The 13730-nt window shown below is 64.9% G+C and carries 15 protein-coding genes and 1 pseudogene; 5 read left to right on the top strand and 11 right to left on the bottom strand.

The annotated features are described in order from the left end of the window. From A5791_RS02005 to A5791_RS01975, 7 genes are all read right to left on the bottom strand, one after another. The coding region (locus tag A5791_RS02005) for a DUF222 domain-containing protein (protein WP_156660944.1) at positions 1-227 on the bottom strand (227 nt) is incomplete at its 3' end. Positions 228-349: 122 nt separating this feature from the next. Further along, complete coding sequence (locus A5791_RS02000) at positions 350-649, bottom strand: hypothetical protein (RefSeq protein WP_067230122.1); 300 nt, start codon at positions 647-649, stop codon at positions 350-352. Between the two features lie 7 nt (positions 650-656). Beyond that, the gene (gene lpdA / locus A5791_RS01995) at positions 657-2051 is read right to left on the bottom strand and encodes a dihydrolipoyl dehydrogenase (protein WP_067230186.1); all 1395 of its coding nucleotides are present in this window, start codon (positions 2049-2051) and stop codon (positions 657-659) included. Positions 2052-2090: 39 nt separating this feature from the next. Next, complete coding sequence (locus A5791_RS01990) at positions 2091-2714, bottom strand: hypothetical protein (RefSeq protein WP_067230119.1); 624 nt, start codon at positions 2712-2714, stop codon at positions 2091-2093. Then, complete coding sequence (locus A5791_RS01985; RefSeq protein WP_197504575.1) at positions 2707-2985, bottom strand: putative holin; 279 nt, start codon at positions 2983-2985, stop codon at positions 2707-2709. Before A5791_RS01985 ends, A5791_RS01990 begins: the two co-directional genes overlap by 8 nt. Positions 2986-3005: 20 nt before the next feature. Beyond that, a complete protein-coding gene (locus A5791_RS01980) occupies positions 3006-3491 on the bottom strand; it encodes a DUF779 domain-containing protein (RefSeq protein ID WP_067230116.1) in 486 nt (161 codons plus the stop codon). Continuing rightward, positions 3491-5014 carry an aldehyde dehydrogenase family protein gene (locus A5791_RS01975; protein ID WP_067230113.1) on the bottom strand — a complete coding sequence of 508 codons (1524 nt, stop codon included), beginning with the start codon at positions 5012-5014 and terminating at the stop codon, positions 3491-3493. The genes A5791_RS01980 and A5791_RS01975 overlap by 1 nt, the downstream gene beginning before the upstream one ends. 79 nt (positions 5015-5093) lie before the next feature. On the opposite strand from A5791_RS01975, the gene A5791_RS01970 reads away from it, so the two are divergent. Beyond that, entirely contained in the window at positions 5094-7133 is a 2040-nt protein-coding gene (locus A5791_RS01970; protein WP_156660949.1) for a prolyl oligopeptidase family protein, read from the top strand. A 39-nt stretch (positions 7134-7172) separates the two neighbouring features. Then, entirely contained in the window at positions 7173-7802 is a 630-nt protein-coding gene (locus A5791_RS01965; RefSeq protein ID WP_067230179.1) for a DedA family protein, read from the top strand. Here the strand turns inward: A5791_RS01965 and A5791_RS01960 are convergent. Then, the gene (locus A5791_RS01960; protein ID WP_067230107.1) at positions 7791-9077 is read right to left on the bottom strand and encodes a DUF2254 family protein; all 1287 of its coding nucleotides are present in this window, start codon (positions 9075-9077) and stop codon (positions 7791-7793) included. The two genes, A5791_RS01965 and A5791_RS01960, sit on opposite strands and share 12 nt — an antisense overlap. A gap of 201 nt (positions 9078-9278) precedes the next feature. Between A5791_RS01960 and A5791_RS01955 the strand changes: the two genes are divergently transcribed. The 3 genes from A5791_RS01955 to A5791_RS01945 all read left to right on the top strand — a co-directional run bounded on the left by A5791_RS01955 (position 9279) and on the right by A5791_RS01945 (position 11038). Then, positions 9279-10193, top strand: coding sequence for a crotonase/enoyl-CoA hydratase family protein (locus tag A5791_RS01955; protein ID WP_067230103.1), 915 nt, complete (start codon positions 9279-9281; stop codon positions 10191-10193). Between the two features lie 63 nt (positions 10194-10256). Further along, complete coding sequence (locus A5791_RS01950; RefSeq protein ID WP_067230100.1) at positions 10257-10715, top strand: DUF5078 domain-containing protein; 459 nt, start codon at positions 10257-10259, stop codon at positions 10713-10715. Positions 10716-10735: 20 nt separating this feature from the next. Then, on the top strand, positions 10736-11038 hold the full coding sequence (locus A5791_RS01945) for a hypothetical protein (protein ID WP_231995768.1): 303 nt from the start codon (positions 10736-10738) through the stop codon (positions 11036-11038). Here A5791_RS01945 and A5791_RS27600 read toward each other — a convergent pair. The 3 genes and pseudogenes from A5791_RS27600 to A5791_RS01925 form a co-directional block, all read right to left on the bottom strand. Further along, positions 11035-11628 (bottom strand): sulfatase-like hydrolase/transferase, encoded by a 594-nt coding sequence (locus A5791_RS27600; RefSeq protein ID WP_067230096.1) that lies wholly within the window; start codon positions 11626-11628, stop codon positions 11035-11037. The genes A5791_RS01945 and A5791_RS27600 overlap by 4 nt on opposite strands. Before the next feature lie 104 nt (positions 11629-11732). Continuing rightward, positions 11733-13249 (bottom strand): annotated as a pseudogene (gene arsB, locus A5791_RS01930) (ACR3 family arsenite efflux transporter). Further along, a complete protein-coding gene (locus A5791_RS01925; RefSeq protein WP_067230089.1) occupies positions 13225-13668 on the bottom strand; it encodes an ArsI/CadI family heavy metal resistance metalloenzyme in 444 nt (147 codons plus the stop codon). The pseudogene arsB and the gene A5791_RS01925 overlap by 25 nt, the downstream one beginning before the upstream one ends. Positions 13669-13730 lie beyond the last annotated feature (62 nt).

Genomic DNA, 13730 nt, shown 5'->3' with positions numbered 1-13730 from the left:
GTCTGCGCGTTCGCCGGCGAACAGCCGAGCTTCCAGGCCACCAACGCCGGCACCGACCGCGCGCCCGTGGCCCCGCACAATTGATCGCGATCCAGCTCGGCGACAATCTCCACGATGCGCCCATCAATCGCGTTGCGCTGACCGGCCAACTGCGCCAGCTCCTCAAACAACACCTCAAGGCGCTGGTCAGGGCTCACCGCCGCGGGAGCGGCCACGGTCGAGGACATAACTTCATCGTTGCAGCCGGGTACGACAAGTTTGCGCTGTCGACCCGTACCGGGTGGGGGGCATCTGCTAAGCAGCACAGCCTGATTAGGAGCTCGAGCCCCCAGTTTAGCGGGCCGGTACCTCAGAGATAGATGTTGGCCAGCACCGCCAGGGCGAGCACCACCGGAAGTATCGGCAGGCCGAATGCAAAGGCTGCGGCGAAATACCTACGGCGCCAACGCATCAGCAATCCTCCCACCACTGCGCCGACGGCGAGGGCGCCGGACAGCAGCAGCACCGCCAGACTCCACTTACTGACTGTGGTGAGGGACTCTCCGATCGAAATGGCCACCAGCCACAGCACGTAGCCGGCAACCAAACCGGCGATGGCGCCGACAATCTGTGCAGCGGTAGGGCTTTGACGGCTCTGGCTGGCTTTCATGCGCTTCTCAGAAGTTGATCATGTGGCCAACCAGGCCGTGGAAGCACTCCTGCAGGGCCTCCGACATCGTCGGATGGGTGTGCACGTTGCGCGCCAGCTCGTTGGCCGTGAGGTCCCACTTCTGCGCCAAAGTGAGCTCGGGCAGCAGCTCGGAGACGTCATGGCCAACCAGGTGCCCGCCGAGCAGCTCGCCGTACTTGGCGTCGGCGACCAGCTTGACGAAGCCGCTGGGATCTCCCACGCCGTGCGCTTTGGCGTTTGCCGTGAACGGAAACTTCGCCACCACCACGTCGTAGCCTTCGTTGCGGGCCTCCTCCTCGGTGAGCCCGAAGCTGGCGACGTTGGGCTGACAGAACGTCGCGCGCGGCATCATGCGGTAGTCGCCGAGCGCCAAAGTCTCTGCGCCCGCGATGGTTTCGGCCGCCACCACACCCTGCGCCTCGGCGACGTGAGCCAGCTGCAGCTTGCCGGTTACATCGCCGATCGCGTAAATGTGCGGGACGCTGGTCTGCATGTAGTCGGTGATGCCGATGGCCTTGCGATCGGTCAGCTCGACGCCGGCCTTGTCCAGCCCGTAGCCCTCGACGTTGGGCGCAAACCCGATGGCCTGCAACACCTTTTCGGCTTTGAGCTCTTGTGGCTTACCGTCCTTGCTGACCGAGACCGTCACCTCGGAGCCACCGTCGGTGATGGACTCGACCTTGGTCCCGGTGAGGATCTTCACGCCGAGCTTCTTGAACTGCTTCTCAATCTCCTTGGAGGCGTCGGCATCTTCATTCGGCAGCGCCCGTGGCAGAAACTCCACGATCGTCACGTCGACGCCGTAGTTCTTCAGCACGTAGCCGAACTCCATGCCGATCGCGCCGGCGCCGGCGATGACGATCGACTTCGGCAGGTCGCGGGACAGGATCAGTTCCTCGTAGGTGACCACGTTCTCCGACAGCGAAGTGCCCGGCACCAGCCGGGTACTGCTGCCGGTGGCGATGATGGCGCTGTCGAAGGTGACAGTTTCAGTGCCACCGTCGTTGAGCTCAACCGAGAGCGTTTTGGCATCGGTGAATCTGCCGTATCCGTGGATCTCGGTGATCTTGTTCTTCTTCATCAGGAAGTGCACACCGGCGACGCGGCCCTCGGCCACCTTGCGGCTGCGGTCGAAGGCGATTCCATAGTCGAACGTCGCCTCGCCGCTGATGCCGAACGTCTTGGCTTCCTTGGTGACGATGTGGGCGAGTTCGGCGTTGCGCAGCAGCGCTTTGGACGGGATGCACCCGACGTTGAGGCAGACGCCGCCCCAGTATTTGGGTTCGACGACCGCGGTGTTCAGACCGAGTTGGGCGGCACGGATGGCCGCCACGTATCCGCCGGGGCCGGCCCCGACGACGACGACGTCATAGTGGGTCACGCGCACTACCCTAACGTTTGCGCGTGCCCGGCTGGACCGTCAGTAGGGAATGACGCTCAGCAGACAGTGGCCGGTGCGCTCGCAGTAGTAGTAGTAGTAGTAGCCGTACAGCGGCGCCGCCGCGGCGACGGAGGCAAACGGCCCCGACATCACCGCGAGCGACAACGCCGAGATCAGTGGCCGGCCCTGAACCATCGCCAGCAGCACCCCGGCCACCGAGCACGCCACGACGTAGACCAGGACGACGAACACCGGCCAGGTCTTGTCGACGGTGTGAAACCACCAATAGAACACGCCGAGACCGAAGACTCCTGCGGCGCACCAGACACCGAAGATCACCGCAATCAGCTTCCACCACTTCAGGTATTGGTATCGCCCCGGCACGGTCACCGGCACTGTGACCGGCACAAGGGGCGCCTCGGTCGAATCGGCAGCAGCCTCCGCGGAAGACGGCTCGGCTTTCTCAGCCTCGACCTCGTCGGGTTCTTTGGGTTGCGCGGGCGTCAGTCCCAGTCCGGCAATCGAAAAGGGTTCCGAATCGTCGTCGAAGTCGGGGACGAACGCCACCGACGGCTCGCCGGTGTCGAAGTCCGGCACGAACGCCTCGGTTCCCGGAGAAGCCTCGTTCTCGGCGTCTTTGTCGGTGTCTTTTTTGTCAGCCACCGGACGCAACCTGGATAGCGACGAGCGCACCGAACCAGCCCGGCGCGAGCGCGAGGATGAACGCGCCCACCATCGTCACCCACCGTCGCCCGGACAGCAAAATCACCAGCAACCCGATCACACTGGGAATTCCGACCACCAGCGCGATGACGACGTCCGGCCGGATCCGCGCATGGACCAACAAGGTCGACGCCACCCCCGCCAGCTGCCCCAGCGCGCTGCCGATCAGCATGGCGCTGGCCAGCAACCAAGGTCGCGGAAGCGGGATCACGCTTTACGACATTACTGCGGTTACGGCCTACTGACGGGGCACGCTCCCGGCGGGTTATCAGACACCACATGACCCCGCACCGGCGGGCGTTCGCCCCGCTCGTAAGCCGCGCCGGTAATCACCGGCGCGGCCTCTAACTGGGCTTTCTCGTCGTCGGTAAATACTCGGCCGCGACTGAGGAACCGCACGCCCTCGGGCGCTTCCAGGCTGAACCCGCCGCCACGGCCGGGCACCACGTCGATGATCAACTGGGTGTGCTTCCAGGTTTGGTACTGCGGCCCGGAGATCCACACCGGCACGCCCTCAGCTCCTTCTTGTTCACCCAAGTCCAAGACACCGAGCAGCACGTCGCGGTCGCCGACGACGAAATCGGCGCGCGGGTAGCACATCGGCGACGACCCGTCGCAGCAGCCGCCGGACTGGTGGAACATCACCGGCCCGTGCCGCTCTTGCAGGCGGGCCAGCAGGTCGGCGGCGTCGCTGGTGATGAGCGCGCCCGGGATCATCAGAAGAAACCCAGCGCCTTGTCCGAGTAGGACACCAGCATGTTCTTGGTCTGCTGGTAGTGCTCGAGGGCCATCTTGTGGCCTTCCCGGCCGAAGCCGGACTGCTTGTAGCCACCGAAGGCCGCATGCGGCGGATACACGTGGTAACAGTTGACCCACACCCGTCCGGCCTTGATCTCGCGCCCGGCCCGGTAGGCGGTGTTGCCGTCGCGGCTCCACACGCCCGCGCCCAGACCGTAGAGGGTGTCGTTGGCGATGCCCATCGCGTCGTCGTAGCTGTTGAACGGCGTCACCGCGACAACCGGCCCGAAGATCTCCTCCTGGAAGATGCGCATCTTGTTGTTCCCGGTGAAGATCGTCGGCTGCACGTAGTAGCCGCCGGACAGGTCACCGCCTAGCTCGGCGCGCTCGCCGCCGGTGATGATCTTGGCGCCCTCGCCCTTGCCGATTTCGATGTAGGACAAGATCTTTTCCAGCTGGTCGTTGGAGGCCTGGGAACCCAGCATGGTCTCGGAGTCCAGCGGGTCGCCCTGCCGCACGGCCTTGGTACGGATCGCCGCCAGCTCCAGGAACTCGTCGTGGATGTCCGCCTGGATCAGGCTGCGCGACGGGCACGTGCACACCTCGCCCTGGTTGAGGGCGAACATGGTGAACCCTTCCAGCGCCTTGTCCTGGAAGTCGTCGTTGGCGGCCATCACGTCGGAGAAGAAGATGTTGGGGCTCTTGCCGCCGAGCTCCAGGGTGACCGGGATCAGGTTCTGCGACGCGTACTGCATGATCAACCGCCCGGTGGTGGTCTCGCCGGTGAACGCGACCTTGGCGATCCGATCGCTGGACGCCAGCGGTTTGCCGGCTTCGGCGCCGAAACCGTTGACGATGTTGACCACGCCGGGCGGCAGCAGGTCACCGATCAGCGACATCAGGTAGAGGATCGAGGCCGGCGTCTGTTCGGCCGGTTTGAGCACCACCGCGTTCCCGGCCGCCAGCGCCGGAGCCAGCTTCCAGGAACCCATCAGGATCGGGAAGTTCCACGGGATGATCTGGCCCACCACACCAAGCGGCTCGTGGAAGTGGTAGGCGACGGTGTCCTCGTCGATCTGGGACAGCGCGCCTTCCTGCGCCCGGATGGCCGCGGCGAAATACCGGAAATGATCGGCCGCCAGCGGGATGTCGGCGGCCAGCGCCTCCCGGACCGGTTTGCCGTTGTCCCAGACCTCGGCGACCGCCAGCGCGGCGGTGTGCTGGTCGATGCGGTCGGCGATCTTGTTCAGGAGCGCCGCCCGCTCGGCGGGGGCGGTCTTGCCCCACGCCGGGGCCGCCGCATGCGCAGCGTCGAGGGCCTTGTCGATGTCGGCCTCGTCGGAGCGCGGAATTTCGCAGAACACCTCGCCCGTCACCGGCGTCGGGTTCTCGAAGTAGCGGCCTGACGCGGGGGCTACCCACTGGCCCCCGATGAAGTTCTGGTACCGGGATTCATACGACATCAGCGCCCCGGCGGCACCTGGACGTGCGAAGACGGTCATTTGCTCGGCTCCCTCATTCGACCCTCATGTAATACAGCTCACACTACCGCCGGGACCACAATGTTTTCTCATGGCAGCTATGACTCCACGTGGCGAGGCCCAAGTCACCGACCCGTATCTATGGCTCGAGGACGTCACCGGTGAGCAGGCGCTGGACTGGGTCCGCGCACGCAACGAACCGACGAAAGCCGAGTTCTGTGATGCGGAGTTCGAGAAGATGCGCGCCGAGGCGCTCGAAGTGCTCGACACCGATACCCGCATCCCGTACGTGACCCGCCGCGGCGAGTACCTCTACAACTTCTGGCGCGATGCCGACAACCCGCGCGGGCTGTGGCGGCGCGCCACATTGGACAGCTACCGCACCGACTTCCCCGAGTGGGACATCCTGATCGACATCGATCAGCTGGGGCGAACCGACCATCGAAAATGGGTGTGGCACGGGGCCAACGTCATCAGGCCCGACCACACCCGGGCGCTGGTCACCCTCTCCCCGGGTGGCTCGGATGCCGCCCTCGTACGTGAATTCGACATGCTGACATGCGAATTCGTCGCGGGCGGGTTCGAGCTGTCACAGGCCAAGTCCCAGACGGCGTGGGCGGACCCGGATACCGTCCTGGTTGGCACCGACTTCGGCGACGAGTCGCTCACCGATTCCGGCTATCCGCGAATCATCAAGCGGTGGCGCCGGGGTACGCCGCTGACCGATGCGGAAACGGTCTTCGAGGGCACGCGCACCGACGTCAGCGTCATGGCGTCGGTGGACCGGACACCCGGCTTCGAGCGCACCATGCTGGCCCGAGCGCTCGACTTCTGGAACGAGGAGGTCTATGAGCTGCGCGGCTCGGAGCTGATCCGGATCGAAGCACCCACCGACGCCAGCCTCTCGATTCACCGGGAGTGGCTGCTGATCGATCTGCGCAGCGATTGGACCGTCGGCGCCACGAGCTACGCCGCGGGCTCGCTGCTGGCCGTCGACTATGCCGCATTCCTTTCCGGTGCAAGGGAATTGACGGTGGTGTTCGAGCCCGACGAGCACACCGCGCTGTCTCACCACGCATGGACCCGGGATCGGCTGCTGATCGTGACGCTGGCCGACGTGGCGAGCCGCGTCGAGATCGTCACGCCAGCATCTGTGAGTGGCTGGCGGCGCAGGCCGTTGAGCGGCATCCCCGCCGCCACCAACACCGTGATCGTCGCCGCCGACGACACCGGCGACGAGTTCTTCTTGGACTCAAGTGGATTCGACACCCCGTCGCGGTTGCTGCGCGGCAGCGGTGACGGACAACTAGAGCAGATCAAGTCAGCGCCGGACTTCTTCGACGCCGAAAATATCACCGTGACACAGCATTTCGTCGAGTCGAAGGACGGCACCTCGATTCCGTACTTCCTGGTGCGGCCGGATGGCTTAAATGGCTCAGACGGGCCGGGGCCCACCCTGCTCGGCGGCTACGGCGGATTCGAGTCGTCCAACACACCGGGATATGCGGGCGTGCTAGGCCGGCTGTGGCTGGCTCGTGGCGGCACCTATGCGCTGGCCAACATCCGCGGCGGCGGCGAGTACGGACCCGGCTGGCACACCCAGGCGATCCGAGCGGGCAGGCACAAGGTCGACGAGGACTTCGCCGCGGTGGCAACCGATTTGGTCGATCGCGGCATTACCACCGTCGAGCAGCTGGGTGCCCAGGGCGGCAGCAACGGCGGTCTGCTGATGGGCATCATGCTGACCAAATACCCGGAGAAGTTCGGCGCGCTGGTGTGCGACGTGCCGCTGCTGGACATGAAGCGCTATCACCTGTTGTTGGCGGGCGCCTCGTGGATGGCCGAATACGGCAACCCCGACGACCCCGACGATTGGGAATTCATCTCCAAATACTCGCCGTACCAGAATATTTCGGCGGATCGAAGGTATCCTCCGGTGCTGATCACCACCTCGACCCGCGACGATCGGGTACATCCGGGCCACGCACGCAAGATGACGGCGGCCCTGGAGGCAGCCGGTCACCGGGTCTGGTACTACGAGAACATCGAAGGTGGCCACGCCGGTGCCGCCGACAATGAGCAACTCGCGTTCAAGTCGGCGCTCAGCTACACGTTCCTACGCCGAATGCTGCGGGCCTGAGCGTTTACCTCCCGTGCCGATCGGGCACCCACGGTGATCATGTCGTCGCAATTGCCGGGGGTGCTGCATCCGCTCTCGTCGGTTCTGGACCACTACGGCTACCTGGCCTTGGTGGGCGTGGTCGCCGTGGAGGGGGTCGGCGTTCCGGCACCTGGCCAGATCATCCTGATCGCGGCCGGTGTCTACGCAGCGTCGGGGCATTTGAACCTCGCTGCGGTGTTGATATTGGCGTTGCTGGCCGCGGTGATCGGGGACAACTTCGGGTACGCCATCGGCTATTACGGCGGGCGGCCGCTGGTGCGCCGCTTCGGCCGTTACGTCTTGCTCACCGAGGGCCGGGTCGCGGCTACCGAGCGCTTTTTTCACGGACGCGGCAACATGGTTGTGCTGATCGGGCGGTTCGTCGACGGGCTGCGCCAGGCGATCGGGATCGTCGCGGGCCTGGCCGAGATGCAGTGGCGACGTTTCCTGACCTACAACGTGGTGGGCGCCGTTGCGTGGGTCGGCCTCTGGGTCCTGGTCGGATACCTGGCCCAGACGCACATCCCGGTGATTTACGCCAAGTTTGTGCAGTACCAGACCTACCTGCTGATAGCGGTCGCAGTCGTGCTGATTGGCCTGCTTACGCGTTGGCTGTATCGGCGGCGGCAAGAGTCCTCAGCCGGGTAGTCGAGCGTTCAGGCGTGACTCGACGTGGTCCAGTTCGGCCGCCACGCCGAGGTGGCCGTTGTCGGAAAGCGTCCGGCCCAGCTCAGTCAGCGCCCGATCGAGCTCTTCGGTAAACGAGTGCCTGGTGGCCGTCGGCAGCGCATAGCGCAACTGCGCCGTTGCCGAGAGTTGGTGGTCCGGCGATAGGCGCGGAATCGCCATGGCGAAGACATTCAGCACCTGGGCACAGGTCTGATGTTGCCCACCCTCGATGGCGCCCACCGCGATGCTTGCCAGCGCGGTCAACACCAAGGGAAGAATGCGATCCCGGTAGACCACCGGCAGCCGGTCCTCATCGTCTGACTCGCCTTGCGGCGGGGACTCCTGAGCCCAGTACGCCAAGAGCTCGTGCAACCCGTCGACTGTCACCAAGGCTGCTTCCGGATCCCGCTGAGTCGCAGCGGCCCACCCCATGCTGGATAGCTGGTGCACACCGTAGGACGGTTCCCGGTCCAGTTGCCGCTCCCTGCCGCAGCGCAACGCGTCGAGGACGGCTTCAGCCAACCGGTCACGTTCGCCCTCGTCGTCGGCACGGACCGTGGCCAAGTGGGTGCCGGCGACGATGTGCGTTCCCAGCTTGGCGGAGAACTCGATCTCTGCTGCCCCAGTTGCGGAGTCGAGCGCGCGACGGAGGGTATCGAAGTCGATGTCGACGAGATAGCCGCTGCACTGGGCACAGACGGTAGTCGCCGGGAGGTGCTCGAGAAGTGGTTCTTTCCGCACATTCCGCAACCACTTCAGCTGGCGGGCGCGCGTTGCGATGGTGATCTGCACGATGCGCTCCACCACCGAGGGAGGACGCAGCTGGTCGAGCACCAGATATCCGAAGACCACCAATCCAGCCATGGCCAGCACACTGAGGATCAGCGCGACCGCAGTACTGAACACGGCTTGCTGCGGGTCGACCAACGCCAAGACCACCACGTAGAAGGCCGACAGCCCGGCGAAGTAGCCGAAGAAGGCTTGGTTGACGAGGCGGCGAAAGAACTGCTCCACCACGACCCACGTGAACACATCGGCCATCCGGTGGATCAACGTCAGCAACAGGACGAAGGTGATCGTCATCAAGGTGAGCATCCCGGGGGCCACCGTGCGCAGCATCGACTGGTTTTCCTGCGGCGGCGCCAGCTTCGACAACGCGTGCGCGACCGGGCGCAGCCAGCCCACCTCGGTACCGTCCAGCACGCTGGTGATGACCCCCAGCACGACGAACCCGGCGATGATCGCGAGTGGCACCGCAAGGAACTCTTGCAGCGCCCGTCGCAACCCACTTTCCCGCCTCGGACGTAGCCTTTCCGCCGTCCGGCGCATAATTGCTCACCCACCTCTGCCGGGAGACCCTCGCCGTCGGTGGTACCCCCTCTGCTCTTCGGTGAACCAGCGCCGGCCGGCGGGCCGACGCTTGACACTCGACTCGGGCGGCACTTCGCTTCGGCTATGCCGATATCCGAATTCGAGACGCTGCTCTACCGGACCGGGGGCCCGGTGGCCACCATCACGCTCAACCGCCCGGAGCACCTGAACACCATCGTCCCGCCCATGCCCGACGAGATCGAGACCGCGATCGGGCTGGCCGAGCGGGATCAGGACATCAAGGTCATCGTGTTGCGCGGCGCCGGACGCGCCTTCTGCGCCGGTTACGACTTCGGCGGCGGCTTCGCACACTGGGGTGACGCCATGATGACCGATGGCAAGTGGGACCCCGGTAAGGACTTCGCCGTGATCACCGCGCGCGAGACGGGGCCCCATCAGAAGTTCATGGCCATCTGGCGGGCGACGAAACCGGTGATCGCTCAGGTGCACGGCTGGTGTGTGGGCGGGGGCAGTGACTACGCGCTGTGCGCCGACCTCGTCATCGCCAGCGAGGACGCCGTGATCGGCACGCCGTATTCCCGCATGTGGGGCGCGTACCTGACCGGCATGTGGCTGTATCGGCTGAGCTTTGCCAAGGTCAAGTGGCATTCGCTGACGGGCCGGCCGCTGACCGGTGTGCAGGCCGCCGAGGTGGAGCTGATCAACGAGGCGGTGCCGTTCGACCGGCTGGAGGCCCGCGTCGCCGAGATAGCCGGCGAGCTGGCGCAAATCCCGTTGTCCCAGTTGCGGGCGCAGAAGCTGATCGTCAACCAGGCCTACGAGAACATGGGTCTGGCGTCCACCCAGTTGCTGGGCGGCGTCCTCGACGGCCTGATGCGCAACACCCCAGATGCCCTCGGCTTCATCCGAACCGCCGAAACGGAGGGTGTGCGGGCGGCGGTAGAGCGGCGCGACGGCCCGTTCGGTGATTACAGTCAGGCTCCGCCGGAGTTGCGACCTGATCCCAACCACGTCATCGTCCCTGATGACCGCAGCTAGTAAGATCGGCTATTGATTTTGATTCCTGTTCGAGCGAACCCTGAGAGTGTTACGGTTATCGATATGTTTCGGCTGACTTCTAGCCTGCGTGCAGGCGTTTGGTTCCTGGCCCTCCTGGTAAGCCTCGGCGTCGCCGTCGCGACCTTCCCCAAGGCCGCGGTCGCCGATTCCACCGAGGACTTCCCGGTACCGCGCCGCATGATCAACACCACCTGCGACGCAGAGCAGTATCTGGCGGCGGTTCGGGACACCAGCCCGGTCTACTACCAGCGCTACATGATCGACTTCAACAACCACGCCAACCTGCAGGAAGCGACGATAAACAAGGCGCACTGGTTCTTCTCGCTGTCGCCGGCGGAGCGCAGGGAGTACTCCGAGAATTTCTACAACGGCGATCCACTGACCTACGCCTGGGTCAACCACATGAAGATCTTCTTCAACAACAAGGGTGTGGTGGCCAAGGCAACTGACGTGTGCAACAACTACCCGCGCGGCGACATGTCGGTGTGGAACTGGGCATAAGGCTTTTTCGGGGATAGTCGATGAGCGAGGGCCGCCGTGCTCTGTTGCCGGTCGCCAAGTTCGGTACAGGGAGGGTGTTGATCGTGAAGGCACTGAGGTTCGTCGGCATGGCGATACTCGCGGCGCTCGCTTCATGCGTGTTCCTCATCCAAAGTGGCACAGCGCACGCCGACTTCGAGCCATGCTCGACGGAAGGTACGAAGCTGTGGGGGGACACCGGACCGATCCTGTGCACGCACGAGGGGAATGAGCCACTGCACTGGGTGCGCATTCCTGCTGCCGGAATGTGCGTGGCGATCTGCGATCGCTTTGGGCCGCCCTAGGTTTCGAAGACAGTCACCCAGTCCTCGCGAATGCTGACAACGGTCCAGCCTTGCGTATTGGCTTCGCCGAGAGCCTTTTCCGCGCCGGTGGCATAGTCGAATTCGCGGTCGGCGTCGTCGTGGCGCACCAGCATGCACAGCGACGGCTCGGCGGCGTGCGTGTACTGCAGCATCGCGATGTCGCCGTTGGAATTGCCTACCGCCAGGATTGGGCGGTCGAACCCGTGCACGGTCGGCAGATACTTGTTCAGGTCGCCGAAGTGGTTCTTGCCGAACTGGCCGGTGGCATAACCCAGCGGCTTGAGCAGCTCGGCGATCGTCGGATCCGCTGCGGCCCAACCGATGTCGAATCCAGGCGCGCCGACCTGGCTCATCCCGGTGCGGTAGACGCTTTGCCCGCTGATGAACGCGGCACGGCCCGCCGTGCAACTCTGCTCACCATAGGAATCGGTGAACCGCATTCCCTCGTTGGCGATCCGGTCGATGTTGGGCGTGCGATAGCCCATCAGGCCGTCGCTGTAGCAACTCAGGTTTGTGATCCCGATGTCGTCGCCCCAGATCACCAGGATGTTGGGTTTACCGTCCGGCACGACTGGCGCCTTACGCGTCGCGTAAGTGCGGAATCAGGCTTTTCGCGAGGGGTGGGTCTTCGGCCATCGCTGACCCGCCGCGGCAAGCCGGACGAGTGCGGTGTTCACGTGGTGGTGTCGGGGAGGAGTTCACCGATCAGCGCACGGACGCGGTCGGCGATGTCATCGCGGATGGCGCGCACGGTGTTGAGGGGTTGGCCTGCTGGATCATCGAGTTTCCAGTCGCGATAGGCGACTCCGGGAAAGTAGGGGCAGGTGTCGCCGCAGCCCATGGTGATCACGATGTCGCTGGACTCCACCGTGTCGGGGGTCAGGATTTTGGGGGCTGCGGCGGCGATGTCGATACCAAGTTCAGCCATGGCTGTGACGGCGGCAGGGTTTACCTGGTCTGCGGGTTCGGTTCCCGCGGAGCGGACTTCGATGCGATCGCCGGCGAGGTGAGTAAGCAGTGCGGCGGCCATTTGGGAGCGGCCCGCATTGTGTACGCAGACGAACAGGACGCTGGGTCTGCGGCTCATTCGGCGCTCATTGTTGGCAGCGCGAATAGGCGCGGTCGAAAAGCCAGGGAAACGTATACCAGTGCGACGAGCACGGGCACCTCGATCAGCGGTCCCACCACACCGGCCAGGGCTTGTCCGGAGGCGGCGCCATACGTGGCAATCGCTACCGCGATGGCCAGCTCGAAGTTGTAGCCCGCGGCGGTGAACGCCAGGGTGGTAGTGCGCTCATAACCCAAGCCCAGTGCGGCGCCTACCAGGTAACCTCCGCCCCACATGATTGCGAAGTAGGCCAAAAGTGGCAGCGCGATCCGAGCGACATCCCATGGCCGGGTGGTGATTTGGTGGCCTTGTAACGCGAACAGGATCACGATGGTGAACAGCAGCCCGTAGAGCGCCCACGGCCCGACCATCGGTAGGAACCGACTCTCGTACCAGTCGCGGCCCTTCGTGCGCTCGCCGATCCGGCGCGACAGGTAACCGAGGCCCAGGGGCACGCCGAGGAAGATCAGCACCGACTTGGCGATCTGCCACGGCGAGACGCTGATTGAGGTTTGATCCAGGCCAAGCCAGCCGGGCAGGACCGACAGGTAGAACCAGCCCAGCGCGGCGAACATGATCACCTGGAACACCGAGTTGAGTGCGACCAGGACTGCGGCGGCTTCCCGGTCGCCGCACGCGAGGTCGTTCCAGATGATGACCATCGCGATGCACCGCGCCAGGCCGACGATGATCAGGCCGGTGCGGTACTCGGGCAGGTCGGGCAGTAGCAGCCACGCGAGCGTGAACATCAGGGCCGGGCCGATCAGCCAGTTGAGCAACAGTGACGCGGCCATGAGCTTGCGGTCGCCGGTCACGGCGTCGAGCCGGTCGAAGCGGACCTTGGCCAGCACCGGATACATCATCACCAGCAGCCCGATGGCGATAGGCAGGCTGATGCCGCCGAGCTGGACTGCGCTGAGCGCCCGGTCGAGACCGGGGACGGCGCGGCCCAGCAGCAGCCCGGCGATCATCGCGGCGCCGATCCACAGCGGTAGGAATCGGTCGAGCGTGGACAGCTTCCCGACGACGGGCGTGTGGTTGGGGGTGGCCGGTGCGCTCACCCGGCGGCTTTCGTGCCGCAGTTGCACGCGCAGGCGTCGGCCTGTCCGGCAGCGGGTTCGGATACGCCGAATGTCTCGGCGTCGGCCAGCTTGGTGTAGACCTCCCACTTCTCATCGTCGGGCGCGGTAACCCACACCTTGTCTTGGGTGGCAAAGCAGCAGGTGGTGTTCATCTCCTCCTCGGTGAACAGACCGGCTCCGCTCAGGCGGGCGATCTCCGCACGCACCGTCTCGCTGGACTCGACCTCGACGCCGAGGTGGTTGAGCGAGCCGCCCTGGCCCGGGTTCTCGATCAGGACCAGCTTGAGCGGTGGTTCAGGCACGGCGAAGTTGGCGTAGCCGGGCTTGCGTTTGGCCGGCTCGGTGTTGAACAGCTTGGAGTAGAACGTGATTGCCTCGTCGAGGTTATCGACGTTGAGGGCCAATTGAACGCGAGACATGTTAAGCGGACCTCCGAGTTTTGAGACATATATCGAACTAGCGGCGTGGCCCTCAGCATGCC

The organism is Mycobacterium sp. 852002-51163_SCH5372311 (assembly GCF_001667115.1).
Taxonomy (GTDB): Bacteria; Actinomycetota; Actinomycetes; order Mycobacteriales; family Mycobacteriaceae; genus Mycobacterium.
Note: the sequence above shows the minus strand (reverse complement) of the source record. Positions and strands in the feature narration are given on the sequence as shown.